At 69.7% G+C, this 26,895-nt stretch carries 25 protein-coding genes; 9 read left to right on the top strand and 16 right to left on the bottom strand.

Translation table 11 applies throughout. The annotated features are described in order from the left end of the window. Positions 1-3 precede the first annotated feature (3 nt). Both HTA01S_RS24590 and HTA01S_RS06005 read left to right on the top strand, forming a co-directional pair. Positions 4-1,458, top strand: a complete 1,455-nt coding sequence (locus HTA01S_RS24590) for a metal-dependent hydrolase (protein ID WP_084235885.1) — start codon at positions 4-6, stop codon at positions 1,456-1,458. A gap of 109 nt (positions 1,459-1,567) precedes the next feature. After that, complete coding sequence (locus tag HTA01S_RS06005; protein ID WP_169804744.1) at positions 1,568-2,395, top strand: cupin-like domain-containing protein; 828 nt, start codon at positions 1,568-1,570, stop codon at positions 2,393-2,395. A 74-nt stretch (positions 2,396-2,469) separates the two neighbouring features. Here HTA01S_RS06005 and HTA01S_RS06010 read toward each other — a convergent pair whose 3' ends face one another. Then, entirely contained in the window at positions 2,470-3,663 is a 1,194-nt protein-coding gene (locus HTA01S_RS06010; protein ID WP_068167765.1) for an MFS transporter, read from the bottom strand. Positions 3,664-3,853: 190 nt separating this feature from the next. On the opposite strand from HTA01S_RS06010, the gene HTA01S_RS06015 reads away from it, so the two are divergent. Continuing rightward, positions 3,854-4,969, top strand: coding sequence for an acyltransferase family protein (locus HTA01S_RS06015; RefSeq protein WP_084235887.1), 1,116 nt, complete (start codon positions 3,854-3,856; stop codon positions 4,967-4,969). A gap of 36 nt (positions 4,970-5,005) precedes the next feature. Here the strand turns inward: HTA01S_RS06015 and HTA01S_RS06020 are convergent, their stop codons facing one another. Both HTA01S_RS06020 and HTA01S_RS06025 read right to left on the bottom strand, forming a co-directional pair. Beyond that, complete coding sequence (locus tag HTA01S_RS06020) at positions 5,006-6,340, bottom strand: (Fe-S)-binding protein (RefSeq protein ID WP_068167768.1); 1,335 nt, start codon at positions 6,338-6,340, stop codon at positions 5,006-5,008. Continuing rightward, on the bottom strand, positions 6,337-7,017 hold the full coding sequence (locus HTA01S_RS06025; protein ID WP_068167769.1) for a hypothetical protein: 681 nt from the start codon (positions 7,015-7,017) through the stop codon (positions 6,337-6,339). Before HTA01S_RS06025 ends, HTA01S_RS06020 begins: the two co-directional genes overlap by 4 nt. A 231-nt stretch (positions 7,018-7,248) precedes the next feature. On the opposite strand from HTA01S_RS06025, the gene uvrA reads away from it, so the two are divergent. Beyond that, positions 7,249-10,302 carry an excinuclease ABC subunit UvrA gene (gene uvrA / locus HTA01S_RS06030; RefSeq protein WP_068167771.1) on the top strand — a complete coding sequence of 1,018 codons (3,054 nt, stop codon included), beginning with the start codon at positions 7,249-7,251 and terminating at the stop codon, positions 10,300-10,302. 186 nt (positions 10,303-10,488) lie between these two features. Here uvrA and HTA01S_RS06035 read toward each other — a convergent pair whose 3' ends face one another. Further along, the gene (locus HTA01S_RS06035; protein WP_169804745.1) at positions 10,489-11,313 is read right to left on the bottom strand and encodes a MipA/OmpV family protein; all 825 of its coding nucleotides are present in this window, start codon (positions 11,311-11,313) and stop codon (positions 10,489-10,491) included. Positions 11,314-11,403: 90 nt separating this feature from the next. On the opposite strand from HTA01S_RS06035, the gene HTA01S_RS06040 reads away from it, so the two are divergent. Next, entirely contained in the window at positions 11,404-12,960 is a 1,557-nt protein-coding gene (locus HTA01S_RS06040) for a CYTH and CHAD domain-containing protein (RefSeq protein WP_068167774.1), read from the top strand. Positions 12,961-13,055: 95 nt separating this feature from the next. Continuing rightward, positions 13,056-13,502, top strand: coding sequence for an acyl-CoA thioesterase (locus HTA01S_RS06045; protein ID WP_068168183.1), 447 nt, complete (start codon positions 13,056-13,058; stop codon positions 13,500-13,502). 37 nt (positions 13,503-13,539) lie between these two features. Here the strand turns inward: HTA01S_RS06045 and HTA01S_RS06050 are convergent, their stop codons facing one another. From HTA01S_RS06050 to pyrF, 5 genes are all read right to left on the bottom strand, one after another. Then, positions 13,540-14,157 carry a glutathione S-transferase family protein gene (locus HTA01S_RS06050; protein ID WP_068167775.1) on the bottom strand — a complete coding sequence of 206 codons (618 nt, stop codon included), beginning with the start codon at positions 14,155-14,157 and terminating at the stop codon, positions 13,540-13,542. Next, positions 14,154-14,867 (bottom strand): glutathione S-transferase family protein, encoded by a 714-nt coding sequence (locus HTA01S_RS06055; RefSeq protein ID WP_068167776.1) that lies wholly within the window; start codon positions 14,865-14,867, stop codon positions 14,154-14,156. Before HTA01S_RS06055 ends, HTA01S_RS06050 begins: the two co-directional genes overlap by 4 nt. A gap of 84 nt (positions 14,868-14,951) precedes the next feature. Continuing rightward, positions 14,952-15,380 (bottom strand): hypothetical protein, encoded by a 429-nt coding sequence (locus HTA01S_RS06060; protein ID WP_068167777.1) that lies wholly within the window; start codon positions 15,378-15,380, stop codon positions 14,952-14,954. Next, positions 15,377-15,739, bottom strand: a complete 363-nt coding sequence (locus HTA01S_RS06065; protein ID WP_068167778.1) for a hypothetical protein — start codon at positions 15,737-15,739, stop codon at positions 15,377-15,379. Before HTA01S_RS06065 ends, HTA01S_RS06060 begins: the two co-directional genes overlap by 4 nt. A gap of 93 nt (positions 15,740-15,832) precedes the next feature. After that, positions 15,833-16,672 carry an orotidine-5'-phosphate decarboxylase gene (pyrF, locus tag HTA01S_RS06070; RefSeq protein ID WP_174545178.1) on the bottom strand — a complete coding sequence of 280 codons (840 nt, stop codon included), beginning with the start codon at positions 16,670-16,672 and terminating at the stop codon, positions 15,833-15,835. Between the two features lie 184 nt (positions 16,673-16,856). Between pyrF and HTA01S_RS06075 the strand changes: the two genes are divergently transcribed. Further along, on the top strand, positions 16,857-17,765 hold the full coding sequence (locus HTA01S_RS06075; protein WP_068167784.1) for a DMT family transporter: 909 nt from the start codon (positions 16,857-16,859) through the stop codon (positions 17,763-17,765). Here HTA01S_RS06075 and HTA01S_RS06080 read toward each other — a convergent pair. The 4 genes from HTA01S_RS06080 to tsaB all read right to left on the bottom strand — a co-directional run bounded on the left by HTA01S_RS06080 (position 17,692) and on the right by tsaB (position 21,089). Next, on the bottom strand, positions 17,692-18,618 hold the full coding sequence (locus HTA01S_RS06080; RefSeq protein ID WP_068167787.1) for a PEP-CTERM/exosortase system-associated acyltransferase: 927 nt from the start codon (positions 18,616-18,618) through the stop codon (positions 17,692-17,694). The genes HTA01S_RS06075 and HTA01S_RS06080 overlap by 74 nt on opposite strands. A 103-nt stretch (positions 18,619-18,721) precedes the next feature. Next, positions 18,722-19,600, bottom strand: a complete 879-nt coding sequence (locus HTA01S_RS06085; RefSeq protein WP_068167789.1) for a uracil-DNA glycosylase — start codon at positions 19,598-19,600, stop codon at positions 18,722-18,724. Further along, positions 19,597-20,094 carry a ribosomal protein S18-alanine N-acetyltransferase gene (gene rimI / locus HTA01S_RS06090; RefSeq protein WP_068168191.1) on the bottom strand — a complete coding sequence of 166 codons (498 nt, stop codon included), beginning with the start codon at positions 20,092-20,094 and terminating at the stop codon, positions 19,597-19,599. The genes HTA01S_RS06085 and rimI overlap by 4 nt, the downstream gene beginning before the upstream one ends. A 128-nt stretch (positions 20,095-20,222) precedes the next feature. Next, positions 20,223-21,089: a tRNA (adenosine(37)-N6)-threonylcarbamoyltransferase complex dimerization subunit type 1 TsaB gene (tsaB, locus tag HTA01S_RS06095; RefSeq protein ID WP_245638011.1), complete on the bottom strand. Its 867-nt coding sequence runs from the start codon at positions 21,087-21,089 to the stop codon at positions 20,223-20,225. A gap of 140 nt (positions 21,090-21,229) precedes the next feature. Between tsaB and dacB the strand changes: the two genes are divergently transcribed. Then, complete coding sequence (gene dacB / locus HTA01S_RS06100) at positions 21,230-22,783, top strand: D-alanyl-D-alanine carboxypeptidase/D-alanyl-D-alanine endopeptidase (protein ID WP_084235890.1); 1,554 nt, start codon at positions 21,230-21,232, stop codon at positions 22,781-22,783. 171 nt (positions 22,784-22,954) lie between these two features. Here the strand turns inward: dacB and HTA01S_RS06105 are convergent, their stop codons facing one another. The 3 genes from HTA01S_RS06105 to purE form a co-directional block, all read right to left on the bottom strand. Beyond that, positions 22,955-23,968 (bottom strand): L-threonylcarbamoyladenylate synthase, encoded by a 1,014-nt coding sequence (locus tag HTA01S_RS06105; RefSeq protein ID WP_068167792.1) that lies wholly within the window; start codon positions 23,966-23,968, stop codon positions 22,955-22,957. 118 nt (positions 23,969-24,086) lie between these two features. After that, entirely contained in the window at positions 24,087-25,319 is a 1,233-nt protein-coding gene (locus HTA01S_RS06110) for a 5-(carboxyamino)imidazole ribonucleotide synthase (protein WP_068167795.1), read from the bottom strand. Positions 25,320-25,323: 4 nt separating this feature from the next. Next, entirely contained in the window at positions 25,324-25,812 is a 489-nt protein-coding gene (gene purE, locus HTA01S_RS06115) for a 5-(carboxyamino)imidazole ribonucleotide mutase (protein ID WP_068167797.1), read from the bottom strand. 139 nt (positions 25,813-25,951) lie between these two features. On the opposite strand from purE, the gene trxA reads away from it, so the two are divergent. Further along, positions 25,952-26,860, top strand: coding sequence for a thioredoxin (gene trxA / locus HTA01S_RS06120; RefSeq protein WP_068167800.1), 909 nt, complete (start codon positions 25,952-25,954; stop codon positions 26,858-26,860). Positions 26,861-26,895 lie beyond the last annotated feature (35 nt).

Below are 26,895 nucleotides of genomic sequence, written 5' to 3' on the forward strand. Positions count from 1 at the left end.
CACATGCCTTCACCGCCAACGACTGCCCCGGCGCCCACCACCGATTCACCCACGACTTTCTGGAACCAGACCGCCGCCCGCACCTATCTCTTCGACGCGTTTTCCGTGATGCTGCCGGAAGGGGAAGCTTTTGTGATGGATGCGGTGTCGGAAGCCGCCCAGCACCTGCCCCCGGGCTGCGAACTGCGCCTTGAATGCGCCCGGTTCGTCCAGGAAGAAGAGGCCCACCAGCGCGCGCACCGGCTCTACAACGCACGGCTCGGCCAACAAGGCCACGGCGTGGCGGCCATGGAAGCGCGCATCGCCCACGATCTGCGCGCCATCCAGACCCGCCTGTCAGTGGACCAGCGCCTGTGCCTGGCGGCGGCTTTCGAGCACGTCACGGCCACCATTTCAGCGGTGGCCTTGCGCAGCGAGCGCATGCTGACCAAGACCCCCAACGCGCAAACGCGTCTGTGGCGCTGGCATTGCGCCGAAGAGATGGCCCACCTGGGGGTCACGGTCGAGCTGATGGCGGCCCGGGACCTGTCCTACGGCGCCCGGGTGGGCTGGTTCCTGGTGGCTTCGGCCGTCATGCTGGGCGATGTGCTGCGCCACATGCGGGCCTTTTACCGGCACGACGTGGGGACGGGGCGCCTGAGCGCGCCCCGGTTCTGGGCCGCCAGCCTCGCTGGCGCGGTGCAAGCGCTCCCGGACCTGTGGTCCACCACAGTGGGTTGGGCCTCGTACCTGCTGCCCAGGCGCTCGTCGATGAAAGCCGCGGCTGCGACGCCGATCACCGTTCGTGAGCTGCGGCCCACCGATATTCCGGCCCTGATGGCGCTGGAGCACGCGTGCTGGACGCCGGAGCAAGCCGCACAAGCCTCGGACCTGCTCGACCGCATGCGCCGCCATCCCGAATATTGCCTGGGCGCGTTTTGCCCGCGCACCGGCAAAGCCCTGGCCTCGCTGTTCATGAAACCCAGCAGCACCCACGCCATGTCGCAGGCCAGAACATGGCGCGACTGCATCGAAGGGCGCGCGGTGAACACCGCCACGGGGCCCGGCAATGCCTTGTTCGGCATCAGCCTGAGCAGCATCGACCCCGAGGCCGTGAAAGCGATCTTCGGGTACTTCTGGCCCCACGCGCTCAAGGGCGGTTGGCGCTACATCTTTCTGGGCTCACCGATCCCCGGTCTGAAGAGCTGGCTGCAAAGCCACCCCCAGGGTAATGCCCACGCCTACGTCCAACAGCGGCGCCGCGGGCTGCCGCTGGATCCCCAACTGCGCTACTACCACGGCAAAGGGTTTCGGCACATCGAAGCGGTGCTGCCGAACTACTTTCCGCATGCCCGCTCGCTGGACCACGGGGTGTTGCTGCGCGGCCAGGTGCCGGGCGCCCGCTGGGCGCCGCTGTGGCGCCGCCTGCCGTTGAGCCACATTCAGGCGATGCAGCGCTGGCTGTTCAGGCTGCCGTGACGCTAGAAACACCCCCGCGCCGCTTCGCGTCACCCCCTCAAGGGGGCGGCACTGGCCGTCCGGCAAAGCCGGCCCGGCGGTGCCACTGGACTGGACCGTTTCATGCGTCGTGGGTCGCGCGCTGCGCGGTGGAGCAACTAAGCTGACACAACCTTCCTCACCGCACCGCGAATGGGGCCGCACACCGCAGCTGTGGCGCGGTGCCGCACGGGACTGGCCCGCCCTGCAGCGCTGGACCTTCGCGCACCTGGGCGCTCTCGACCCCCATCGAACCGTCCAGGTGGTGCAGGGCAACCGCGAAATCGACGCTGCCCACCTGGTCAACACCACCTGGGGCGAGCATCTGGCCCGGCTGGATCAGGACCCGCGCGCCACCCACGAACCCGTGGGCCATCTGAAAGAGTTCGATCTCCTGAAGCACTTTCCGGCCTTGCGCGACGACCTCGACCCCTCCGCGCTGTTCCCGCGTGGGTCGGTGGTCTCGCACCAGGCGTGGATCGGGCCCGCCCATGCGCGCACCGGCCTGCACCACGACCTGCTGGACAACGTGGCCCTGACCCTTCGCGGGCGCAAACGGTTCTACCTGTTGCCGCCGGGCAGCGTGGAGGCGGCGCAGCTGGTGTCGCGCAAGTTCGACCGCTGGGCCAGGCTGTCGGTGTTGGGGGTGGATGCCCTGGCGCAGCGGCTCGAAGCCCAGGGCCTGGCCGCCCCTCAGGTGGTGGACTTGGGCCCCGGCGATGCGTTGTACGTGCCCCGTGGCTGGTGGCACGAGGTTGTGAACCTCGAAGCCAGCGTGTTGCTCAGTGGCTTCTTCGGCAGCCGACGACGCACCTGGGGCCTCTGGCTGCAGACGGGCGCCTTGCAGCTCGCGCACAACGCCGGCCTGTGGCGTCGCGGCCATTGCACCTGTCACAGCCGGGCCACCGGCCCGGGCTGATACGGCGTTGCCTTCAAACGTATAACTTCGTTGCTTCGCCTTGTTCTACGCTTGAATGCAAAGCCGTATGAGGCTCAGCGCTGCGCGATGGGTGCCCGCATCGGCCAGGCCACCACCAGCCAGACCAGCATGGCCAGCGCGCAGGCGGCGAACAGCCCGGTGGCGCCGTGCGCCTGGGACAGCCAGCCTCCGACCGCGCCGCCCACGAAAAAACCGACCGACTGCAGCGTGTTGTAGACCCCCAGCGCCGCGCCGCGCGCATGCGCCGGCGCCAGCTTCGACACCAGGCTGGGCTGGCTGGCTTCGAGCGTGTTGAAGCCGATGAAAAACACGAACATCAGCCCGCCCAGCGTCCACAGACCCGGCGCTGCGCCGCTGCCGGCCAGCCACCACAGGCCGATCTGCACCGCGCCGATGAGCCCGATGGCGATCAGGAAGGCCGTGCGCAGATGGCCCTTGCGCTCCATGGGGAACAGCACGCCGCCCATGACCAGCAGCGAAGCCGCCACCGCGGGCAGGTAGACCTGCCAGTGCTCGGGCTTGGGCAGCCCGGCCTGCACCAGCATCGCGGGCACGGCCATCCACATGGCGAGCTGCACCGCGTGCAGCACGAACACACCCAGGTTCAGCCGCAGCAGGCCCTTGTCGCGCAGCACCAGCCCCAGCCCCGCACCCTTCACCTGCCCGATGTCGGCCGGCTTGTGCACGCGCGGCTCGGGCGGCGCGACCCAGATCACCACCGCGATGCCGGCCAGCGCGAGCGCGCTGGTCAAGGTGAAGATGCCCGCCAGGCCGACCCATCCCGCCAGCAGCGGGGCGATCACCAGCGAGAGCGCGAACATGAGCGCGATGCTCGCGCCCACCATCGCCATGGCCTTGGTGCGCACGCTGTCGCGCGTCACGTCGGCCAGGAAGGCGGTGACGGCGGCCGAAATGGCGCCCGCGCCCTGCACCGCACGGCCGATGGAGAGCCAGGTGAGGTCGGGCGCCCAGGCCGCGATGGCGCTGCCCAGCGCGAACACCAGCAGGCCGGCCACGATGGTGGGCTTGCGGCCGAAGCGGTCGGAGGCCAGGCCAAATGGAATCTGCAGGAAGGCCTGGGTCAGGCCGTACAGCCCCATCGCCATGCCGACGCGGGCCGCATCGTCGCCCCCGGGCAGTCGCGCGGCCTCCAGCGCGAACACCGGCAGCACGATGAACAGCCCCAGCATGCGCAGCGCGAACACCAGCGCCAGCGCACCGCTGGCACGGCGCTCTTCGGGCGTCATGCGGGTGGCATCGGCGGCGGGAGCGGGGGAAGAAATGGCAGGAGCGGGGGTGGAGGACACGATCAAAACGCCGGCCCTCGGGCCGATCGACCCGAGGCCGGCATGGGGCTGTTGGTGCAGGCCGTGATTGTGCGCCAACCCGCTTGCCCGGCGTGGACCAAGGGCTCATGGCGCGCCGCAGACAACGGGCATGCGTTCTGCGATCGGCCAGAATCGGGGCCCCTCATTCCGCCTGGCCTGCATGACGCCCCACCACCACTCGCCGAACATCGACATCCTGAGGGGCATGGCGATCCTGGCGGTCATGACCCACCATGTCTTCGCCCACACGGGCATTTCAGTGCCCATGCTGGGCACGTATGGGGGCCTGCTGGGGGTCCAGCTGTTTTTTGTCCTCAGCGGTTATCTGATCACCGACAGCGCCAGCAGGCACCCCACGTCGGTCTATTGGCTGCACCGGGTGTTGCGGATTTTCCCGGCGTACTGGGTGACCTACCTGCTGATCGGGACGGTGTTCGGGCGGCTCGATCTGGAGCGCATCGGTGAGAGCCCGTTCCCCTTTTTCCTCAACCTGATCAACCTTCAGCAGCTGCACGCGGTGGCCTTGTTGGAGTTCAACGTGCTCAGCGTCTCCTGGACGCTGACGGTCGAGATGATCTGGTACGCGCTGGCGCCCCTGCTGCTGGTGATCGGGCTCCGCCGACCCTGGTGGATGCTCGGGGGGCTGTTGCTGCTCTCCGTGGCCTGGACCTGGATGGCCCGCCACCACGGGCTCGACGCCTTGTACCGACCGTCGCTGGAAGCCATGACCCGGCCCTGGTCGCCCAGTCAATTGAACGTGCTCATGGGCGCCGCCTTCCCCGCCCAGCTGGTGTACTTCGGCCTGGGTGCCGTGGCCTTTCACCTGCGCGATCGGCTGCGCGAACTCAACCCATGGGTTCCGGCCCTGGTCTGGCTGGCCTGTCTTGGCGCGATGCCCTTGTACTTCGCCCACCTGCCCATGCCAGAACAGGTCGTGGGCCTGGGGGTGGCAGCCCTGTTTGTCTGGATGCTGAACATCCCGGCGCTGCACCTGCCTTTTCTGGCCTGGACCGGTCGGATTTCGTATTCGATCTACCTGCTGCACGTTCCGCTGATCCTCTATGGCTTCTACAAGCTCGGCCGCCATGGCCCACTCCATTTGCTGGTCACCTTGCCGGTGATCTATCTGTGTGCCTATGGGTTGTACCGCTGCGTCGAGCAGCCCGGCATGCGCCTCGCGCGCCGCTGGTCGGCACGGATCCCGGCGCGCGCGGCAGCGGCTTGACAGACCGAAGTGCCGCTGGCGCGGCACCGGGAAGCATCAGTCCGGCAACTGCCGGGCCACCATTTCGACCACGCTTTCGATGGTGGTGGGCCAGGCGTCGGCTTCGGCGCCGGCCATCACGTTCAGACGGCAACTGCCGCAGGACACCACCACCGTGTCGGCCCCGGTGGCGTCGATCTGCTCGCGCTTGATCTCCCAGGCCTGGTGCCGCAAACCCTCGGCGCGGTTGATCAGGAACACGCCCGCGCCGCCGCCGCAACACCAGTTCTGCTCGGCCGTGGGTGTGGTTTCGCGCAGGTCCATGCCCAGGGCTTTCAGCGCCGCGCGCGGCTCGTCCACCACGCCACCGTGCCGGGCCAGCTTGCAGGCGTCGTGGTAGGTGATCTTGCGGCTGGGGTCTTCGGGGGGCTGCAGTCGCAGACGCCCGGCGGTGATTTCGCGCCCCACGAATTCGGACGCCGCCAGCACCTCGAAAGGCAGCGGCTGGCCGTTGGCGAGCCGCGCTTCCCAGCGCAGCGCCGGGTAGGCGTGCCCGCACTCGGGCAGTATGACGGTTTTGGCCCCGATGGCCAGCGCCTCGTCGATCAGGCGCTGGCTGGCCGCCTTCTGCAGCGATTCGCTGCCGGACAGCAGGCCGAAGTTCGCCGCCTCAAAACCCGCGCTGCGCAGGGTCCAGCGCACGCCCAGGTGGTTGAGGATGCGCGCCGTGGCGGCCAGCGCGTCCTGGAACAGCAGCACGTCGATCACCGTGGTCACGAGCATCAGGTCGGCCTGCGGTTCGTCCAGGGGGATCGTGATGCCCTGGGAGCGCAGCAGGTCCACCGTCTGCCGGAGTTCGTCGGGGCCGACACCGAACACCGTGCCCCGCCCGGCCTGCTCCTGCGCCACCGCCGTCAACTCCAGGGGGGCCAGCCCGGCCTCGAACAGCGCTTCGCGCATCACGTTCACACCGCGGGCGGTATTGACGCCCATCGGGCAGATCATGCTGCAGCGCCCGCACTCCGTGCAGGCGTCGTAGACCAGCTCCTGCCATTCCTTGAGATCGTCGAGGGTGATGTCGGGCAGGAACAGGCGCTTGAGGGGCGCAAAGGCCGATGTCTCGCGCGCATGCACCCGGCGCAGCAGGTCCAGCTTGCGGCTGGGGCTGTATTTCGCGTCCTGGGTGCTCTGGTAGAAATGGCAGGCTTCCGAGCAGTAGCCGCAGTTCACGCAGGCCTCCAGGTCCAGCGCCAGACCGCGGTCGGTCTTGGCCCGCATGACCGCCTTGGCACGGCCGAGGCGTTCGGCGTCGGTCAGCGCATCGGGCTGCGCCATCTCCGGCAGGTGGTGGATGGCCTGCAGAAAGCCATGGAACACATCCTGGTTGATCATGAGCGCACTCCACGACGGCCAAAGAACGTGGCCAGCTGCATGCGCGCCGGCAGGACCAGGAAGGCGTGCATCAGCTTGCCGAACGGAAACCAGATCAACAGCAGCTCCAGCGTCAGCAGGTGCACCGCCAGCGGGTCCCGGTAGATCACGTGGTCACGCGCCAGGATGGTCGATGACGGATCGCCGATCACCGCCATGCCGGTGACGAGGGGCAGGAAGGTGATCACCCAGGTGATCCAGTCGTCGGCGGTCGAGATGCGTTTCAGCACCGGATCGGTCAGGCGGAACATCAAGGCCATCAGCAACGACATGATGGTGGCCGCCGCCGCGGCGTACATCACGGCGTCGGGAAAGGCCGGCCACGACAGGCCGGTCAGGCGGTGGACGAAGGCGATGTGGGGCGCATAGCCGAAAACCACCACCGCGAGCCCGATGTGGAACACATACGGGTTCACGGTGACGAGCGTGGCGCTTGGGTGAAAGCCGCCACGCGGAACCATGCGGGTGAAGGCCGCGCGCATTGCCGCGCCGGTGCCGAAGGGCTGGCGTTCGGGTGCGCCGGGTGCAGACAAGTGGGGCAGGCGCCACAGCGCGAGCAAGCGCCACGCGACGCCGGTGACAAAGACGAAAAGCGACAACGCCAGCAGCGGGCCGCGCACCCAGTCCAGGAAATCCATGGAGAACCGTCCTCGTGGTTGTCGCCAAGGCTTGCACGGTACGCCGAATCCGCCCGAAAAGCCACGTGCCGGCGCGCGCCACTGCGCGGTGTTTGAGCCCCGTCATGCCTTGGACGCCGCCCCGTCCGGTGGGCGCACTCCGGAATCGGTCCCGCCGTATCATGTCGGGTTGCCTTTTTGACGCCAGAACCCAGCCCTGGTGACCCCGCCTTGAACCAGAACCCGACCCCGATGACCGGCACCGCGCCGGACACGCCGCCCGCCCCGCTCAGCCCCGCCCACGCCGCGGCCCTGCGCACCGCGGCCACGCTATCGGTGCGCGGCGCGCGCACACACAACCTGAAGAACATCGACCTCGACATCCCCAAGCACGCGCTGGTGGTGATCACGGGCTTGTCGGGTTCGGGCAAATCGAGCCTGGCCTTCGACACTCTGTACGCCGAGGGCCAGCGCCGCTACGTGGAAAGCCTCTCGGCCTACGCGCGGCAGTTTCTGCAACTGATGGACAAGCCCGACGTGGACCTGATCGAAGGCCTGTCGCCCGCGATTGCCATTGAGCAGAAGGCCACCAGCCACAACCCGCGCTCCACCGTGGGCACGGTGACCGAGATCCACGACTACCTGCGCCTGCTCTACGCCCGCGCCGGCACGCCGCACTGCCCGGACCACGACCTGCCGCTGGCCTCGCAGAGCGTGGCGCAGATGGTGGACACGGTGCTGGCCCTGCCGCAGGACACTCGCCTCATGATCCTGGCGCCCGTGGCGCGCGAGAAGAAGGGCGAGTTCCTGGAGCTGTTCGCCGACATGCAAGCCCAGGGCTATGTGCGTTTCCGCATCAACGGCGAGGTGCTGGACTTCGACGCCCTGCCCGCACTGAAGAAGACCGAAAAACACAACATCGACGTGGTGATCGACCGCATCAAGGTACGCACCGGTGGCGAGGACGAGGCCGTGAACCCGCTGCGCCAGCGCCTCGCCGAAAGCTTCGAAGCCGCGCTGCGCCTGGCCGAGGGCAAGGCGATCGCGGTGGAGATGGACAGTGGTGCCGAACACGGCTTCTCGGCCAAGTTCGCCTGCCCGGTATGCAGCTACACCGTGGGCGAGCTGGAGCCACGGCTGTTCTCGTTCAACTCGCCCATGGGCGCCTGCCCCAGTTGCGACGGCCTGGGCCACACGGAGGTGTTCGACGCCGAGCGCGTGGTCGCCTTCCCCTCGCTCAGTCTGGCCAGCGGCGCCATCAAGGGCTGGGATCGGCGCAACGGCTACTACTTCGCCATGATCGAAAGCCTGGCGGCGCACTACAAGTTCAACACCGAAGCGGCCTGGGAATCCTTGCCCGACGCGGTGCAGCAGGTGCTGCTCTATGGCTCGGGCGAGGAAGAGATCAAGTTCAGCTACGCGCTCGAATCGGGCGAACGCGCGGGCAAGAAGATCAGCAAGAAGCACCCATTCGAGGGCATCATCCGCAACTTCGAGCGCCGCTACCGCGAGACCGACAGCGCCAACGTGCGCGAAGAGCTGGCCCGCTACCGCGCCACCCAGCCCTGCCCGGACTGCGGCGGCTCGCGCCTGCGCAAGGAAGCGCGCCACGTGTTCGTGGGCGAAGGCGAGCAGAAGCAACCCATCTACAAGATCAGCCACATCACGCTCGGCGAGTCGCTGGCTTACTTCAGCGCGCTGCACCTGCCGGGCGCCAAGGGCGACATCGCCGCGCGCGTGATCAACGAGATCCGCCAGCGCCTGAAGTTCCTGAACGACGTCGGCCTGAACTACCTGAGCCTGGACCGCAGTGCCGAGACGCTGAGTGGCGGCGAAGCGCAGCGCATCCGCCTGGCGAGCCAGATCGGCAGCGGCCTGACCGGTGTGATGTACGTGCTCGACGAGCCCAGCATCGGCCTGCACCAGCGCGACAACGACCGCCTGATCACCACCCTGCAGCACCTGCGCGACCTCGGCAACACGGTGCTGGTGGTCGAGCACGACGAGGACATGATCCGCTGCGCCGACCACGTGATCGACATGGGCCCGGGCGCGGGCGTGCACGGCGGCCATGTGATGGCACAGGGCACCTGTGCCGAGGTGATGGCCACACCCGGCTCACTGACGGGCCAGTACCTGAGCGGCGCGCGCGCCATCGCCGTGCCCACGCGGCGCACGCCCTGGCTGCCGGTGAACAAGACCGCCGCCGCGGCCAGGGCCGCGCCCATCAAGTCGCGCTTTCCCATGAGCCCCGCGGCCGAGCGCCGCAGCGCGCGCGAAGCGGCGCACCTGGCCTCGCTGCGCGAGCTGCAGGAAATCCGCGTCGTCAACGCCACCGGCCACAACCTCCAGGGCGTGAGCGTGGCCTTCCCCGTGGGCCTGCTCACCTGCGTGACCGGCGTCTCGGGCTCCGGCAAATCGACCCTGGTGAACGACACGCTGTACGCCGCCGTCTCGCGCACGCTCTACCGCTCGCACGAAGAACCGGCCGAACACGACGCCATCGAGGGCATCGAACACTTCGACAAGGTCATCAACGTCGACCAGAGCCCCATCGGCCGCACGCCACGCAGCAACCCAGCCACCTACACCGGCCTCTTCACCGGCATCCGCGAGCTGATGGCCGAAATGCCCACGGCGAAAGAGCGTGGCTATGGCCCGGGCCGTTTCAGCTTCAACGTGGCCGGCGGCCGCTGCGAGGCCTGCCAGGGCGACGGCGTGGTGAAGGTGGAGATGCATTTCCTGCCCGACGTCTACGTGCCCTGCGAGGTCTGCCACGGCCAGCGTTACAACCGCGAAACGCTGGACGTGCAGTACAAGGGCAGGAACATCGCGCAGATCCTGGACATGACGGTGGAGCAGGCCTACGCCTTCTTCGGCGCCGTGCCCACGCTGCACCGCAAGCTGCAGACCCTGATGGACGTGGGCCTGACCTACATCCAGCTCGGCCAGAGCGCAACCACGCTCTCGGGCGGCGAGGCGCAGCGCGTCAAGCTGGCGCTGGAACTCAGCAAGCGCGACACCGGCCGCACGCTTTACATCCTGGACGAACCCACCACCGGCCTGCACTTCGCCGACATCGAGCTGCTGCTGAAAGTGCTGCACCAGCTGCGCGACGCCGGCAACACCATCGTCGTGATCGAGCACAACCTCGACGTCATCAAGACCGCCGACTGGCTGATCGACATGGGTCCTGAGGGAGGGTCCGGCGGCGGCACCGTGGTGGGCGTGGGCACCCCCGAAGACCTGGCCGCCAACGGCGAGAGCCACACCGGACGCTACCTGGCCAGACTGCTCAAGCGCTGAACGACCGAACCGAAGCGCGACCGGCGGATGCGAAGGGTCCCAACAAGAAACCCCCGAAGCGGAGCGAGCCCCGCACCGCCTGAAGCAACGCCAACCCAGAGATACCGCGGAACCGGCTCCGCCGGGCCGCTGGTGTCGCCCCCCTTCAGGGGGGTGGCGCCGCAGGCGACGCGGGGGGTGCTCCGATCATTTGCTGCGGTACGCCAGCCCCACGCTCAGGCCATGCGTGGTGACCCGCCCGACCAGCGGGCTGCGCGCGGCGGCCCCGAGCAGGCGCGACACCTCCAGCCCACCAAAGACCACCCAATGGTCGGTCAGGGCCGTCTCGAAGTTCGCGCCCAGCCGGACGTTTTCCCAGCCGCCGCCCAGCCGGTAGGGCGCGCGCCCTGTGGCCTGTGCGGCTTCGGTCGAAATGCCGTAGTGGGTTCGCAGGTACCTCGAATCGCCCCACCCGCCTCCGAACGAAAAGTCCCAGTTCGTGCGGGGCGACAGCGGGTAACGGTAGTTCACGCCGGTGCCCAGGCGCATGCCGCCGTTGCGACCCAGCAAATCGTGGTCGACGTTCATGCCCCAGTCCCAGCGCTCACCCAGAGGGCGACCGGTGGAGACGCGCCCGCGCAGCGTGGTGGGCACGTCGGGCAGACCCCGAAACACCTCGTCGTCGTCGAAAGACCGCCCGTTGTCCAGCCGCAACGAAGCGCCGAGCCGCCAGTCGGTCAACCAGTCGAATTCGGCACTCAGACCCGTTTCCAGCCGCTCGCGGCCGGTGTTCATGAGCGAATTGGCCCGTGATCTCGACACCCTGAACGGCCCGAGCTGGAAAGCCCACATGGGCTTGAGGTCCAGCGACACGCGCCCGCCGCTGCCCACGTGCCCGGTGGCGCTCACCACCGAGGCCCCGATCAGGTAACCCTTGTCGCCGCCGATCACGAGCGAATCGTCGGCACGTGCGCCCCAGGCCAGACAGCTGCCCACCACCCAAACCCAACCGCGCCAATTGATTCCAGACATTCGAGCATCATAGCCAGCGCGCGCCGGGGCCAAAGGCAACCAGATGCAAGCGTCCCGAAGGATTTTCCCCATTGCGGCAAACTGGGGGCCATGGCACAGGAAACCGAACTCAAGCTCTCGCTGCGGGCACGCGACTTGCCCCGTCTGCTGGCGCACCCGCTGCTGAGGCCCCTGGCCGCGCGGCGCGAGCACCTGTTCAACACCTATTTCGACACCCCCACGCAAGCGCTGATGCAGCGGCGCATCGCGGTGCGCGAGCGGCGCGTGGGCCGGCGCACGCTGCTCACCGTCAAGACCGCCGGCACGTCGGTGGGCGGGCTGTCGCGACGCGGCGAGTGGGAAGGCCCCACGCGGGCGGGTGCGCTGGATTTCGCGGCGCTGGTGGACGACCCGGCCCTGGCGCAGGAGCTCACCCGCCTGGCCTGGCAACTGGTGCCGGTGTTCCGCACCGACTTCACGCGCCGCAGCTGGCTGCTGCACCACGGCGGAGCCCTGATCGAGGTGGCGCTCGACGAAGGCGCCATCACCACCGGCCACACGCCCGGCACGCCCCAGGGCACGCAGCGCGAGCCGATCCTGGAGCTGGAACTCGAACTCCAGAGCGGCCCGGTGGACGCGCTGCTCGATCTGGCCCACACCTTGGCGCTGGGCCCCGAAGGCGACGCCGCGCGGGGCCTGTGGCTGCACCCCTCGGACCGCAGCAAGGCCGAGCGCGGCCTGGCGCTGTTCCAGGGGCAGCGCCTGCAGCCGGTCAAGGCCGGCCCGGTGCTGCTGGCGCCCGACATGCCCCCACGCGCCGCTTTCCGGGCGGCGGCCCTGAGCTGCCTGGCCCACCTGCAGGCCAACGTGGCCGGGCTGCTGCAGGCGCGCGACCCGCAGACCCTGCCCGACCCGGAGTTCATCCACCAGGCGCGGGTAGCGTTGCGCCGGCTGCGCACCGGGCTGAGGCTGTTCGGCCCGGCCCTGCCGCGCCGCTTTGCCAGCCACTGGAGCGCGCAATGGAAGGCCACCGCGAACCGCCTGGGCGACGCGCGCAACTGGGACGTGCTCGCCACCGAATGGCTGCCCGAGCTGCTGGGCGAAGCGAACGATGCGCCATCCGACCCGCAGACGCAGGCCCTGCGCGACTGGGTAAACGCCGAGCGCCGCGCCGCCCACCAGCGGGCCCTGGCCACCCTCACCGACCCGGCCCATGCGCTGAACCTGCTCGCTTTCACCCGCGCGCTGCTGGCGCTGGCGCCCCCGAAACACCGGCGGGCGGCGCGCCCCTTGCCGGGCTGGGCGCGCAGCACCCTGCGCCAGCAGCACGCGCGGCTGCGGCGGCAGGCCCGCCAGGCCCTGCGCCAGGGCAGCGAAGGCCGGCACGCGCTGCGCATCCAGCTGAAAAAGCTGCGCTACGCCCAGGAGTTCCTCGCCAGCCTGCTGCCCGCGAAGCGGCTGCGGCGCAGCACCGCGGCCCTGACCGAGGCCCAGGAACGGCTGGGCTCGCTCAACGACCTGAACACGGCGCTGGCGCTGCTGGGCTCCTGCCCGCTGCCGGCCGCCCACGACCTGCGCGAAAAGGTACAGGCCCGCCTGGGCGATGGCCTGCGCGCCCTGCCGCGCCTGGAACGCACGCTGATGAACACCCCCACACCCTGGGGGTGAGACCGGTTCCGTCCCCGGGTAGGCCGGAAGTTTGGCAAACGCCTCGCTGACGGCCCACAATGGGGTTTTTCAACCTGTGCCAGGAGGAAGTCTTCATGTCATCCACCACCTTGCGTTTTCTGGTTGAAGCGAGCGCCGTCGGCCCTGGGGGTGACGTGCACGGCGGCACCGTGATGAAGTGGATCGACGACGCCGCTCGCGCCTGCGCCACCACCTGGTCGCACGGCCGCTGCCGCACGGTTTACGTCAGCAGCATCCGGTTTCAGCGGACCCTGAAACTCGGTGACATGGTGGAGGTGCGCGCCCGCCTGGCCTTCACCGGCGAGACCAACATGAACATCGGCGTGGAGGTGCGTGGCGGCGACCTGACGGACACCCGGCCGGAAAAGGTCGCCGAATGCCTGGTGGTGGTGATCGCGCTGGACGCCGAAGGCCGGCCCATGCTGGTCAACAGCTGGACCCCCGAAACCCCCGGTGAAATGGCCCTGGCCAGCAGCGCCCGCGCCCAGTTCGAGAGCACGCGCCCGGCCCCGCTGGAATAGGCGACCCCTTGTCAGCGACCCGCTCCGCGTGAAGCGGTCAAGCCTTGGCGCTGGGCCGCTCGGCCATCCGGTCGCGCCAGGCCTGCAGCGCATGAAAGCCTTCCGCACCCGCGTGGAAGCGCATCAGCTTCGCGAACTCCAGTGCACAGAAGGCCGTGATGTCCGCGATGGTGAAGCGATCGCCCGCCACCCAGGGCTGGCGCTGCAGTTCAGCATCGAGCCAGGCCGCGGTGTCGCGCAGCTTCTGGCCTTGCGACTGGCCGAACTCGGGAAACTGCGGCTGCTCCAGCGGCGCCAGCCCGGGGTGGGTGTGGCGCACGCAGTTGGCGATGGGCAGCATGAAATACCACTCCACGCGCCGGTCGGCCATTTCGATGAAGGCGCGCTCGGTGGCGTCCCGACCCATCAGGTTGGGCTCGGGGTGCAGCCCCTCCATGTAGGTGCAGATGGCGCGGGTTTCGGTGAGCACGCGGCCGTCGTCCAGCTCCAGCGCGGGCACGCGGGCCAGCGGGCTCTTGGCCCGGTAGGACTCGCTCTGGTGCTCCAGCGCGTTGAGGTTCACGTTGACCAGATCGAGCCCGTTGATGGTCTTTTCCACCAGGAACATGAGCACACGCCGGGGGTTGGGCGCTCGCGGCGCAACGTAGAGCTTCATGGCTGGGCTCCCTTCAGGCTCTGCCCCATCTCGACCATGCGGCGCGCGTCTTCGGCGAAACGCTGCGCGCCCGCATCGCCGTCGCGCGTGAGATCCACCCTGGACGGCGGCTGTTCAATGCCACGCTGCACCGCCGGCCGCGCACGGATCGCGTCGCGCCAGCGTTTGAGGTGCGGCAGGTCGTCCATGTCCACGCCCGACCAGCGGTGCGTGCGCACCCAGGCCCAGTTGGTGATGTCGGCGATGGAGTAGTCGCCCGCCAGGTACTCGTGGTCTTTCAACTGGCCGTCGAGCACGCGGAACAGGCGCTTGCTCTCGCCCTGGTAGCGGTCGATGACGGCCGGGATCTTCTCGGGAAAGTAACGGAAGAACACATTGGCCTGGCCCATCATCGGGCCGATGCCACCCATCTGGAACATCAGCCACTGCAGCACGCGCGAGCGGCCTTTGGCGTCCGAGGGCATGAGCCGGCCGGTCTTTTCGGCCAGGTAGATCAGGCAGGCGCCCGACTCGAACACCGCGAAATCGTCGGCCTCGCGGTCCACGAGGGCCGGGATACGGCCGTTGGGGTTGATGGCCAGGAAGGCGGGGGTCTTCTGCTCGTTCTGCGACAGGTCCAGCACCTTCAGGGTATAGGGCAGGCCCAGTTCTTCGAGCGCGATGGACACTTTGTGCCCGTTGGGCGTGGCGGCGGTGTAGAGATCGATCATGCGGCTTTTCCTCGTTGCAACACCCCATGGTAGGGACAGCCACCGCCCAGGGCTGTCTCCTGCGTCAAGCAGGCTCTCAGCCGCTCAGGCCATCGCGCGCTCAGGAGCGGCAGCGGTAGGGGCATGGGCGGTGCGGGTCGCCTCCTGCGCCTGGGCATGGGCCGCCTGGTGCGCGTGCGCCAGATGCTGTTCCGCAGGCTGCGCCAGCGCGGGCCGCACGCTGAACTCGCTGACCGGCGCATGTTCCTGCACCACCGCCACACGCTCCCCGTCCTTGCTCAGGTGAAAGGAACGCACCTCGCCTCGGTGCGCATGGGCCTGCAAGTCCGCTATGGGGGTGCCCGTTGGCGCGGCTTCCTCCGGCCTGGACAGGTACAACACCCCTTCCGGAGTTCGGAGGTACTGCCTTGCTTCCTGCGGCGTCACACCGTGTGTTGTGAAGGTATTGGCCTTCGCAATCGCCTCGACGTTCCCTTGCCGTACGTCGTCGGGAGTCAGATCGGGGGCACTCACTGGCGCTCCCCGTTGCCAGAGAGTCTCTTGTTTCTCAGCTGTTCAATGATTGCTTCAATCTCTTTGTCGTCCTCCGTCAAACCACCTCTGAGCTCATCTGTGAAGTCACCGTAGGCGCCTTCCACGTTGGGGTCGCGGTAGTCGCGATAAAGGCCTTCCGCAAAGACCGCCCACTGAGCCGGAAAGCTGTGCTCGTCGGCAAATGGTTGGGTGACCCTGCCTGCCTTGGCGTCCTCTATCAATGGGCGCCTGCTCTCCAACAGGCCCTGTACCCGCTCCTCGTTCGGGTACTGCTGGCACACCCATTCCAGATGTTCTGCGGCGGCCTTCAGTCGGGCGGGGTCGATTTTTTGGGTCATGGCGGCTTCCCTGGAAAACGGTTGAAGTGGGTGACAGCGCGGAATGTTCGCACACCCTCTGCCACCCCCAACCAGCCACCTGCCGCTCAGCCCTCAGCCTTTGGCGGCGTTCAGCACGTCGCGCGTGCGCAGGGCTTCGGTGCGTGCGGCGGCGGCGAAGTCGTCACCGCTGGAGGCATAAAGGATGGCGCGCGAGCTGTTGACGATGACCGGCCCGGTGGTCGCGTCGCCCTGCCGGCGGTAACCGGCGCGGATGGTGGCCACGGCGTCACCGCCCTGTGCGCCCACGCCTGGGATCAGCAGCGGCAGCGTGGGCGCGAGTTCGCGCACGCGCTCGATCTCGGCGGGGTAGGTGGCGCCCACGACCAGGCCGAGCTGGCCGTTCAGGTTCCACGGCCCCTGGGCCAGGCGGGCGATGTGTTCGTAGACCCGCGGTTGGCCCTCGACCGACGCCAGGCGCTGGTTCTGCAGGTCGTCGCCACCGGGGTTGGAGGTGCGGCAGAGCAGGAAGGCGCCCTTGCCGTGGTACTTCAGATAAGGCTGCACCGAGTCGAAGCCCATGAAGGGCGAGAGGGTCACGGCGTCGGCGCCGTAGCGCTCGAAGGCCTCGATGGCGTATTGCTCGGCCGTGCTGCCGATGTCGCCGCGTTTGGCGTCCAGGATCACCGGCACCTGGGGCGCGATGCGCTTCATGTGCGCCATCAGGCGTTCGAGCTGGTCCTCGGCGCGGTGCGCGGCGAAGTAGGCGATCTGCGGCTTGAAGGCGATCACGGTGTCGGCCGTGGCCTCGACGATGGCAGCGCAAAAGTCGTAGATGCGGCTGGCGTCGCCCTTCATGCCGGCGGGAAACTTGGCGGGATCGGGGTCCAGGCCAACGCAGAGCAGGGACTGGTTCTGGCGCTCTGCCGCGCCGAGCATGTCAAGAAAGGTCATGGGCACTGATTTTACGGAGACGTGGCCCCCACGCTCCGCCGCTGCGCGGGTCGCTGCCCCGGCACCGGTGAAGGACCCGGTGCTGCCCGGGTCTGGGGGCTGATCCGGCTTGGGGCGGCCCGGCGCCGGATCGCTCGCCCCCACGCTCCGCCATCAAAAGCCCATCCGCCTAAGATCACCCCCCATGCAAGCCCTCTCCCGCCGGCAACTGGTCATCCTCGCCCTGCTCACCCTGGTCTGGGGCATCAACTGGCCCATCATGAAATTCGGCGTGACGGGCTTTCCCGCGCTGAGCTTTCGCTCGCTGTGCATGTGGCTGGGCCTGCCGGTGCTGGCGCTGTTCCTGGTGGCGCGGCGGGTGCCGTTCGCGATCGGGCGCGAACACTGGCGCGAGCTGGGCTGGCTCACCGTGTTCAACATGTTCTTCTGGCACACGCTGGCGATCCTGGCGATCCAGACCCTGTCGAGCGGGCGCGCGGCCATCCTGGGCTACACCATGCCGGTGTTTTCGGCGCTGATCGGCGCGGCCTGGTTCGACCAGCGCCTGCCCCACCGGGCCTGGGGCGGCGTGCTGGCCGCGGCGCTGGGCGTGTTGCTGCTGCTCTGGCACGAGCTGAGCACGCTCTCGGGCAAGCCGCTGGGCGTGGCCATGATGCTGGTGGCCGCGGCCACCTGGGCGCTGGGCACACAGATGATGCGGCGCACCCGCATCCCGCACCCCACGCTGGCCATCTCGTTCTGGATGACCGTGTTCACCACGCTGTGGATGAGCCTGCTGGCGCTGCTGTTCGAGCGCGATGCCTGGGCCTGGCCCACGCTGCCGGTGTGGGGCGCCATCGTCTACAACGCCATCGGCGTGTTCGCGTTTGCGCAAGTGGCCTGGCTGATGCTGGCGCGCGACCTGCCGCCGATCGCGTCCACGCTGTCGGTGATGTTCATCCCGGTGCTGGGCGTGTTCAGCGGTGCCTGGTGGCTGGGCGAGGTGCTGCACTGGCAGGACTGGGCCGCCGTGGCGCTGGTCATGGTGGCGATTGCGACGGTGTTGTGGCCCCAGCGGACGGAGGACGGACGTCCCCCAGCGCTCGACCCCTGAGCGGCCACAGCCCGGACGCGCCCCCGCGGGCGGTCTCGGCCGGGAACAACCGGGCATCGAGCTGCTGCAGCAGGTCCTGGTACATGGGGGCCAGGCCCTGCGGACCGGTGCGACTGTCGAGGTGGTAGGCCGCGCGTTGGCCGTGGTATTCGATGACCGGGCCCAGGCGCTCGAAGCGGATGCCCGCGAAACCCAGCCCGCGCGCCAGGCGCGGCTCCATCACCGCGTACATGTGGAAGCGGCCGGTGTGGCACGCCATGGCGATGGCCGAGAGGTACAGGCCGACCGCGATGTAGGGAAAGGTGCGCAGTTCCTCGGCCGAAAACCCCATGTGCGCCATGGCGCTGGCGCCTTCACCCGGCTCGGGGCGCTGTTTGCGAAAGCGGGGCGGCACGGCCAGCCGCGAGATCTCGCAGACTTCGTGGGGCGGGAAATGGCCCGGCTGCAGGCTCTCGTGCGTGAGTCCGTGGGCGCAATGCGCCTCCATCGGCAGTTGCTCGCCGGCGTGGCGTTTGCCCACGAGGCGCACGGTGCCCGCGAGCACGCCGGAGCGCCGGTGGCGCACCGTGCAGTAAACAGACTGCGGATCGAACGGATCGGTCTCCCGCCCGTCGGGCCGCAGGGGCTCGAACCGCAGCTCCTCGCAATACACCTGGTGGCGCAGCCGATGGACCTCGTTGCGCTGCGGCTCGGTGCGTGCGAGCTCGGGTTGCAGGCACGCCAGGAAGGCGCTGGCCAGGTCCAGCGGCTCGTCCCGGGTGGCGGGCGGGGTGGATTCAAGGGTGGGAAGGCTGGCCGGCCCACGGGATATCCGGGGGGCCTGCGCCGGGGAGGACAAGGGCGATGTGTGCATGGTGGAGCGACCGGAAAACGCGAAAAACCGCGCATCAGTGTCGCGCCTGCCAGCGCCCCCCGGGCCGGCCGCCTGCCAGCGCCTGCAAGGCGCTGCAACGCAGCTATTCGGCGGCGACCGTCTCCATCGCCAGGCACAGGTCGGCCCAGGCCTTGCCCTTGTCGCCGGGGGTGCGCAGCAGGTAGGCCGGGTGGTAGGTCACGATCACCGGCACGCCCTGGTAACGGTGCACCTGGCCACGCAGGCGGCCGATGGGCTCGCTGGTCTGCAGCAAGGACTGCACCGCGAAACGGCCCATGGCGATGATGACCTTGGGCTGGACCAGCGCCACCTGGCGCGCCAGGTAGGGCTCGCACTGCGCCACTTCCTGCGGCTGCGGGTTGCGGTTGGCCGGCGGGCGGCACTTGAGCACGTTGGCGATGTAGGCACCCTGCTCGCCCGACCCACTGCGGCTGCGGCCCACGGCGCGCAGCATGTTGTCGAGCAGCTGGCCGGCCGCGCCCACGAAAGGCTCACCTTGCAGGTCCTCGTTTTCGCCCGGCGCTTCGCCGATCACCATCCAGTCGGCCTGGGTGTCGCCCACGCCGAACACGGTGTTCTTGCGGCTGCGGCACAGGCTGCAGGCTTCGCAGCCGGCCACGGCGGCCTGCAGCGCCGGCCAGTCCATGGTGTCGATGCCGACCGGCCGCAGGCCCAAGGGCGCAGCGGCGGTGGCCGCTGCAGATGGCGCGGCAGCGGGTGCCGGCACCGGCCTGGCGGCGGGTGTTGCCGGTGCGCGGCTGGCCGCGGGCGCCGCGATGGGTGCCGCCGCGGGAGCGCTGGGTGGCGGGGTCGCGGGCGCGGCGGCCACGGGCGGCGCCACCGCTGGCGGTTCGGCGGTCACTGCGGGCGGAGGTTTGGGAGCCCAGACGCGCACGCCCATCTCGGCCAGCATGGCGCGCTGGCGCGCGTCGAGCTGGGGCACGAACGAGGTGTCCGTCATGGCGCCTCCCCTCCGTGGCCGCGGGCCGCCAGGCTCAGGCTCATCACCACCGCGTCTTCGCGCTGGAACGAGCCCGCCGGGTAGTAGCCGCGGCGCAGGCCGACCTGGACAAAACCGTAGCTTTCGTAGAGCGCACGCGCGGGCACATTGCCCTGCCGCACCTCCAGCCAGAGCCATTGCGCACCCTGCCCACGCGACCACAGCACCAGCGCGTCGAGCATGAAACGGGCCCAGCCCTGGCGCTGGTGGGCCGGCGCGACGGTGATGTTGAGCAGGTGTACCTCGTCCACACCGGGCATGGCCACGAGGTAGCCCAGCAGCACGCGGCCGTCGGTGCGCCCGGGGCTGGCCGCCTCGCCGGGCAGCGTCTCGCCCAGCAGCATCACCGCCGGGTAGCCCGAGGTCAGCGAGTCGGCCAGGTGTTTGCGCGTCCATGGGTGGGTGTAGGCCAGCTTTTCCACCGCGTGCACCGCGTCCAGATCGGCCTCGGCCATGGGCACGAAGGCGATGCGGCGCGCGGCGGCGGCATCGGCGCACGGCCAGTCGGCCGGCGTCCACACGGGCACGCGGGACGCGTGTGGGGTCGTGTCGGGTTCGGGTGATTGCGCCATGCCAGTCGCCATCAGGCGCCCAGGGGATCGGTGGGCGTGGGCGCGGCCAGCCGGGCCAGGTGGTCCAGCCGCAGCTGCTCGCGTTCGGCCGTGGTCTGCGCCACCTTGTCGCGCACGTAGAGCGGCAGCGCGTCCTGCGCGGCCACGGCGTGTCCTGCGGCCAGCAGCGCCGGGGCCAGGCGCAGCAGGGCGCTGGCCGTGGGCAGCGCGCGCTGGCGTGCGCCGGGCAGATCGCTGAACTGCGCGCCGTAGGCGTCGAACACATTGCCGGCCAGCAGGCAGTCGCCCGCCTCCAGCGAGAGCGCCGGCGGCAGGCTCTGCTGCAGATAGCCGCCCAGCTCGGCCGGCGCACACAGGCGCGGCGGCTGCAGCGGCGCGATCGCCAGGCCCTGCGGCCCGCAGGCGTACAGCGCCACGTACATCTCGTCCATGCGGGCGTCGAGCAGGGCCACGATCACGGCCGGCAGCGCCTGCCCGGCCTGCTCGCGCTGCCAGCGCGCTTCTTCGGCCAGGGCGTGCAGCGTGTCCACCGGCAGCACCGGGATGCCCCCGGCGCGGCCCGCACCCCGGGCGCCGTAGGCCAGGCCCTGGGCCACGGCGCAGGCCGTGCGCAGGCCGGTGAACGAGCCCGGACCGCGGCCAAACACCAGCGCGTCGAGTTCGTGCAGCGCCCAGCCCGCCTGCGCCAGCAGGGTTTGCACCACCGGCAGCAGCGTGGCCGAGGCCTGCGCGCCGCCCGGGCCGGTGTGCGGGCGGACCGGCCGCCCGGGCGCGCCCGGACCCACCGCCACCGACAGGGTGTCGGTGCTGGTTTCCAGGGCCAGCAAGCGCAACGGGGAGCGGGTGGCCGGGTCGAGACTCTCGGGGGACAAAGACATCCGGGCATTATCGGCCACCCCCGGGGCCAGCCCCGGCCGCCGCGCGGCATTGCCGCGGGCCGAGCGGGGCCCGGAAAGGCCCGCCACTTTTCACCGCAGGTCGCCTGCGGCGCGGGCCGCCGTCCCATAATGAAAACCCCATGTCCGCCGCCCTGCCACCCGCTTTGTTGCGCTCTTTACCACCCCCCCACTGGCGCCGTGTGCGCCGCGCCCTCGCGCGCACCGCGCTGGTTCTGCTGGGGGCGCTGACCCTGCCCGCCTGTGCCCAGTTGCCGATCCCGTCGAAAGACGGGCTGCCCCCCGGCGTGTCGGCGGCGCTGGCGCGCGCCGGTGTGCCGGCCGACGCGCTGTCGGCGCTGGTGGTACCGATCGCGCCGCCTGGCCCCGAGCGGCTGCGCCACCGCGCCGAGGCCTCGGTCAACCCGGCTTCGGTGATGAAGCTGGTCACCACCTACGCGGCGATCGACCTGCTGGGCCCGGACTTCACCTGGACCACGCGCTTCTTCACCGACGGCGAGGTCAGTGAGGGCGTGTTGCGCGGCAACCTGTACGTGCGCGGCGGCGGCGACCCCAAGCTGGTGCTCGAACGCATCCAGGACGCCTTCGTGACCCTGCAGGACCAGGGGGTGCGTGTGGTGCTGGGCGACATGGTGCTCGACCACGGCGACTTCGAGCTGCCCGCGAGCGACCCCGCAGCATTCGACGGCGAGGCCCTGCGCCCGTACAACGCCTCGCCCGACGCCCTGCTGGTGAACTTCAAGTCGGTGATCCTGAGCTTCCAGCCCGACCCGGCCGTGGGCGTGGCCTGGGTGCGCAGCGAGCCGCCGCTGGCGGGCCTGTCCATCGACACCACCGTGCCGCTCTCCGGCGGCGGCTGCGGCGACTGGCGCCTGGGCCTGCTGGCGCATTTCGACGACGCCAACACCATCCGTTTCACCGGCCGCTATCCGCTCGATTGTGGTGAACGCAGCTGGCCCGTGGCCTACCAGGACCCCGCCAGTTACGCCGCCCGCGCCCTGGAAGGCCTGTGGCGCGCCAGCGGCGGCGCGCTCACCGGCCAGGTGCGCACCGGCCCCACACCGCCCGGCGCGCGCCTGCTGCACGACGCGCGCTCGCTGCCGCTGTCGGACATCATCACCGACGTCAACCAGTGGAGCAACAACGTGATGGCGCAGCAGGTCTTCCTCACCCTGGGCCGGCTCTCGCCCACCCAGGTGATGAGCGAGAGCACGCTGGCCGACCGGCTGGCCCTGATGCGCCCGGGCCGCTTCGAGCGCTCGCGTGAGGTGATCGCGAGCTGGTGGCGGCGCACCTTCGGACAAACCTACGAACCCCCGGTGCTGCACAACGGCTCGGGCCTGTCGCGCGACGAGCGCATCACCGCCGATGCGCTGGTGGGCCTGCTGCGCCACGCGGCGCGGCACCCGCAGGGCGAGCGCTTCGTGCAGTCCCTGTCCATCGCCGGTGTCAATGGCACGGCCGCCCGCATGGCGCAAGGCCCGAACAGCGCGGCGCGCGGCAATGCCTGGCTCAAGACCGGCACCCTGCGCGACGTGATGGGGGTGGCCGGCTACGTCAACGCGCTCAGCGGCACGCGCTACGCGGTGGTCGGTTTCATCAACCACCCCAACGCGCCGGCCGCGCGCCCGGCGCTCGAAGCACTGGTGGAGTGGACGGCCTCACAGTCGGATTGAAGCGAGCCACCCCCGCACCGCTTCATGCCTCGGGGTCGCGCTCCGGCGCCTGGCGCGCCGACGGGCTCATACGGTTTTGCATTCAAGCGTAGAACAAGGCGGGAGCCGCAGACAGTGCTCTAGCACGGCAAGGCGAACCAACGCAGTTATACGTTTGAAGGCGAAACCGTATCAGGCCGCAGCGCGCTGCAGCCGATCGCGCACGCCGTCCCACGCGGCGTCGTCCGGGGGCGTCTCCACCCAGATCAGGCGCACGCCGGTGGCATCGAGTTCGCGCAGCACGGCAAACAGCTCCTGCGCGCAGCGCGCGGCGTCGTCGGGCATGCGCCGCCGCGGCACCGGGGCCAAAGTCTTGACTGCCGGACGCGCATAGACCGCGATGTGTTTGGCGTCGGCGCCGAGCAGGTCCAGGGCAGCCTGCAACTGCTGCGCGCTCATCAGGCGCACCTGGGCGCGTGGTGCGTAGTGCGATTCGAGCGTGCCCGAGGCGCGCGGCGCGGCCTGATCGCGCTCGCGCAGCGGCTGGCCGCAGGCCGCTTCGAGCCGGGCCGGCGTGATCATGCCGGGGCGCAGCAGCACCGGGTAGCCCCGCGTGCAGTCCACGATGGTGGACTCGATGCCGACCGGGCAGGCGCCGCCGTCCAGGATCAGCAGCGCGTCATCGGACAGCCCGGCGAACTCTTCGGCCACATGCTGGGCCGTGGTGGGGCTGACGCGGCCAAAGCGGTTGGCGCTGGGCGCGGCCACGCCATGCACCCCCTGGGCGGCCGCGGCCGTCAGCAGCGCCTGGGCCACCGGGTGCGCCGGGCAACGCAGGCCCACCGAATCCTGGCCCCCCGCGGCCACCGCCGCCACCTCGGGCCGGCGCGGCAGGATGAGCGTGAGCGGACCGGGCCAGAAAGCCTGCATCAGCACCAGCGCAAACGCCGGCACCTCGCTCGCGTAGTGTTCCACCCCGGCGCGCCAGCCCTGCGGCCCCGCGCCCGGCGCGAGGTGCACGATCAGCGGGTGGTCGCTCGGGCGGCCCTTGGCCTCAAAGATGCGGTGCACCGCGCTGGCGTTGTCGGCATCGGCGGCCAGACCGTAGACGGTTTCAGTCGGCAGGCCCACCAGCGAACCCGCGGCCAGGCGCCGGGCGGCGGATTCGATGGCCACCGGATCTTGGGCGTTGAGGAGAAGAGACATGAGCGAAATGGACCTTGTCACCCGCGGAGGCACGCCCACCCAGAGCACCGCGGAACCGGCTTTGCCGGGCCGCCAGTGCTGCCCCCTTGGGGGAGGCGCCGCAGGCGCTTCGGGGGGGTCATAGTCCCGGGAGGCCCAGCAGGGCCAGCACCTTCGCGGCCGTCTCGCGCACCTGATCCACTGAGCTGCCGGTGATGTTCAGGTGGCCCATCTTGCGGCCCGCTCGCGCGCTGAGCTTGCCGTACAGGTGCAGGTGGGTGCCGGGCAGCGCCAGCACCTGCGCCCAGGGCGGCGACACCGGTTGTTCGCTGGCCTGGGCGCGCACGCCGTTGGGGTTGAACCAGAGGTCGCCCAGCAGGTTGACCATGATGGCCGGGCTGTGCTGGCGCGGGGTGGGCAGCGGCAGGCCGGCGAGTGCACGCACCTGGGCTTCGAACTGCGAGAGGTCGCAGGCGTTCTGCGTGTAGTGGCCGCTGTTGTGCGGGCGCGGCGCCATTTCGTTGACGATCAGGTCCGAACCGCCTTGGCCGTTGTCCACCACGAAGTACTCCACACAGAGCACGCCCACGTAGCTCAGGTGGTTCGCGATCGCCACCGTGCTGGCCTGGGCGCGCGCGGCCAGTTCGGCCGGCACGGCGCCCTCGTAGACCTCGGTGATGGCGAGGATGCCGTCGTGGTGCGTGTTGGCCTGCACCGGGAAACTCGCCACACTGCCGTCGGCGCCGCGCGCCACCAGCACCGAACACTCGCTCTGCAGCGGCATCAGCTTTTCCAGCACGCAGGGCACGCGGCCCAGCTGGTCCCAGGCGGCGGCCAGTTCTTCGCGAGTCTTGACGCGGATCTGGCCCTTGCCGTCGTAGCCCAGGCGCGCGGTTTTCAGAATGCCGGGCAGCAGATCGGCCGGCACGGCCGCCAGCAGTTCGGGCGTTGCAATGGCCGCGTAGGGCGCGGGGTACACGCCGCTGACCGGGCCGCAGGCCACAAAGTGCGCCTTTTCCTCGATGCGGTCCTGCGCCACGGCCACGCAAGCCGACGAAGGGGCCACCGGCCGGTGCGCGCCGAGCGTGAGCAGCGCGGGCGCGGGCACGTTCTCGAACTCGGTCGTGATCGCATCGCAGCGCTGCATCAGCTGTGCCAGGCCCTGCTCGTCGTCATACGGCGTTTGTATGTGGTAGTGGCTGATCAGCCCGGCCGGGCTGGCAGGGTCCGGGTCCAGCACCGCCGTGAAATAGCCCATGGCCTGAGCGGCCTGCACGAACATGCGGCCCAGCTGGCCGCCGCCCATGACACCCAGAGTCATCTGCTGGCCACGGTCCGACAGGGCGCCGGGCAAAAGGGGTTTGAGGCTCATGGGATCAGGAAGGCAATGTCATCTGGCGGGCCGCATCTGTCTGTGCAGCGCGGAAGGCTTCCAGCTTGGCGCGCAGGGCCGGGTCAACGTTCGCCAGCAGGGCCACGGCGAACAGCGCCGCGTTCGCCGCACCGGCCGCGCCGATGGCGAACGTGGCCACCGGCACGCCCTTGGGCATCTGAACGATGCTGTGCAGCGAATCCACGCCGGACAGCGCCTTGGACATCACCGGCACGCCCAGCACCGGCACCACCGTCTTGGCGGCGATCATGCCCGGCAGGTGCGCCGCACCGCCGGCCCCGGCGATGATGGCCTTGAGGCCGCGGCCGACGGCGGCCTCGGCGTAGGCGAACATGTCGTCGGGCATGCGGTGCGCCGAGACCACCCGCGCCTCGTGTGCGATGCCGAAGTCCTTGAGGATCTGCACGGCGTGCTGCATGGTGTCCCAGTCGCTGCTGGAGCCCATGACCACGCCCACTTGAATGGGATTCATTGGGTTGCCTTGTGTCGGGCCCCGGGGGGCCGGCGGGGGGAGCGGGTCTGGGGAGGACGGCCCGGCTCCGGTAAAGTGTCGATTTTACGTTTCGCGCTCGCGCACCGCCCACCGTGGGCCCATCTCCAGAGCCATTGCCATGATCAACGTCACCATCGCCAACTTCGAAACCGAGGTCATCGAAGCCTCGATGCAAACGCCCGTGCTGGTCGATTTCTGGGCGCCCTGGTGCGGCCCGTGCAAGGTCATCGGCCCGCTGCTGGAGAAGATCGAGATCGACTACGCGGGCCGCTTCAAGCTGGTGAAGATCGATTCCGACCAGGAGCAGCAGCTCGCCCAGGCCTTCGGCATCCGCAGCATCCCGACCTGCGTGCTGCTCATGAACGGCCAGCCGGTGGACGGCTTCATGGGCGCGCTGCCCGAGGGCCAGATCAAGGAATTCCTGGACAAGCACCTGCCCGCGGCCGAAGCGGTGGAAGCCGCCGCCGAAGAAGCCGCGGCGCTGGATGCACTGGCCGACGGCGACGTGGAAGGTGCGCTGGAGAAGCTGCAGCAGGCGGTGCAGACCGACCCCAACAACGACGACGCGCGTTTCGACCTGGTGAAACTGCTGCTGGAACTGGACCGCGACGACGACGCCAAGGTGGCCTTCGCCCCCGTGATCGCCAAGGCCGCCGGCGTGCGCCGGCTCGACTCGCTCAACCGCTGGATGACAGCGCGCGACGCCCAGGCCACAGTGAACGACCCGCAGGCCCGCGCGGCCGAACTGCAGGCCGCGATCACCGCCAACAAGCGCGATTTCGACAGCCGCTTCGCCCTGGCCCAGTTGCTCATGGCCCACAGCCAGTTCGTGCCGGCGATGGACGAGCTGCTGGAAATCCTGATGCGCGACAAGGCCTGGAGCGAAGACCTGGCCCGCAAGACCTACATCGCCATTCTCGACATCATCGAACCGCCCAAGCCCAAGGTCGCCGAAGGCCAGGTGCCGCCCGAAGACCCGACGGTGGCCACCTACCGCCGGCGCTTGTCCAGCGTGGTGCTGAGCTGATCGCCGCACACCCATGAAAAGGGCCGCATCCAGCG

This window comes from Hydrogenophaga taeniospiralis CCUG 15921, from assembly GCF_001592305.1.
In the GTDB taxonomy this organism is placed as follows: Bacteria; Pseudomonadota; Gammaproteobacteria; order Burkholderiales; family Burkholderiaceae_C; genus Hydrogenophaga; species Hydrogenophaga taeniospiralis.

Coding starts and splice junctions, on each gene's coding strand:
- trxA (WP_068167800.1), top strand. CDS start 25,952: ATGATCAACGTCACCATCGCCAACTTCGAAACCGAGGTCATCGAAGCC.
- HTA01S_RS06055 (WP_068167776.1), bottom strand. CDS start 14,867: ATGATCGATCTCTACACCGCCGCCACGCCCAACGGGCACAAAGTGTCC.
- purE (WP_068167797.1), bottom strand. CDS start 25,812: ATGAATCCCATTCAAGTGGGCGTGGTCATGGGCTCCAGCAGCGACTGG.
- HTA01S_RS06075 (WP_068167784.1), top strand. CDS start 16,857: ATGCAAGCCCTCTCCCGCCGGCAACTGGTCATCCTCGCCCTGCTCACC.
- HTA01S_RS06015 (WP_084235887.1), top strand. CDS start 3,854: ATGCGTTCTGCGATCGGCCAGAATCGGGGCCCCTCATTCCGCCTGGCC.
- HTA01S_RS06040 (WP_068167774.1), top strand. CDS start 11,404: ATGGCACAGGAAACCGAACTCAAGCTCTCGCTGCGGGCACGCGACTTG.
- tsaB (WP_245638011.1), bottom strand. CDS start 21,089: ATGTCTTTGTCCCCCGAGAGTCTCGACCCGGCCACCCGCTCCCCGTTG.
- HTA01S_RS06065 (WP_068167778.1), bottom strand. CDS start 15,739: ATGACCCAAAAAATCGACCCCGCCCGACTGAAGGCCGCCGCAGAACAT.
- HTA01S_RS06020 (WP_068167768.1), bottom strand. CDS start 6,340: ATGATCAACCAGGATGTGTTCCATGGCTTTCTGCAGGCCATCCACCAC.
- HTA01S_RS24590 (WP_084235885.1), top strand. CDS start 4: ATGCCTTCACCGCCAACGACTGCCCCGGCGCCCACCACCGATTCACCC.
- HTA01S_RS06035 (WP_169804745.1), bottom strand. CDS start 11,313: ATGTCTGGAATCAATTGGCGCGGTTGGGTTTGGGTGGTGGGCAGCTGT.
- HTA01S_RS06105 (WP_068167792.1), bottom strand. CDS start 23,968: ATGTCTCTTCTCCTCAACGCCCAAGATCCGGTGGCCATCGAATCCGCC.
- dacB (WP_084235890.1), top strand. CDS start 21,230: ATGTCCGCCGCCCTGCCACCCGCTTTGTTGCGCTCTTTACCACCCCCC.
- uvrA (WP_068167771.1), top strand. CDS start 7,249: ATGACCGGCACCGCGCCGGACACGCCGCCCGCCCCGCTCAGCCCCGCC.
- HTA01S_RS06085 (WP_068167789.1), bottom strand. CDS start 19,600: ATGACGGACACCTCGTTCGTGCCCCAGCTCGACGCGCGCCAGCGCGCC.
- HTA01S_RS06025 (WP_068167769.1), bottom strand. CDS start 7,017: ATGGATTTCCTGGACTGGGTGCGCGGCCCGCTGCTGGCGTTGTCGCTT.
- pyrF (WP_174545178.1), bottom strand. CDS start 16,672: ATGACCTTTCTTGACATGCTCGGCGCGGCAGAGCGCCAGAACCAGTCC.
- HTA01S_RS06080 (WP_068167787.1), bottom strand. CDS start 18,618: ATGCACACATCGCCCTTGTCCTCCCCGGCGCAGGCCCCCCGGATATCC.
- rimI (WP_068168191.1), bottom strand. CDS start 20,094: ATGGCCGAGGCCGATCTGGACGCGGTGCACGCGGTGGAAAAGCTGGCC.
- HTA01S_RS06045 (WP_068168183.1), top strand. CDS start 13,056: ATGTCATCCACCACCTTGCGTTTTCTGGTTGAAGCGAGCGCCGTCGGC.
- HTA01S_RS06110 (WP_068167795.1), bottom strand. CDS start 25,319: ATGAGCCTCAAACCCCTTTTGCCCGGCGCCCTGTCGGACCGTGGCCAG.
- HTA01S_RS06050 (WP_068167775.1), bottom strand. CDS start 14,157: ATGAAGCTCTACGTTGCGCCGCGAGCGCCCAACCCCCGGCGTGTGCTC.
- HTA01S_RS06010 (WP_068167765.1), bottom strand. CDS start 3,663: ATGACGCCCGAAGAGCGCCGTGCCAGCGGTGCGCTGGCGCTGGTGTTC.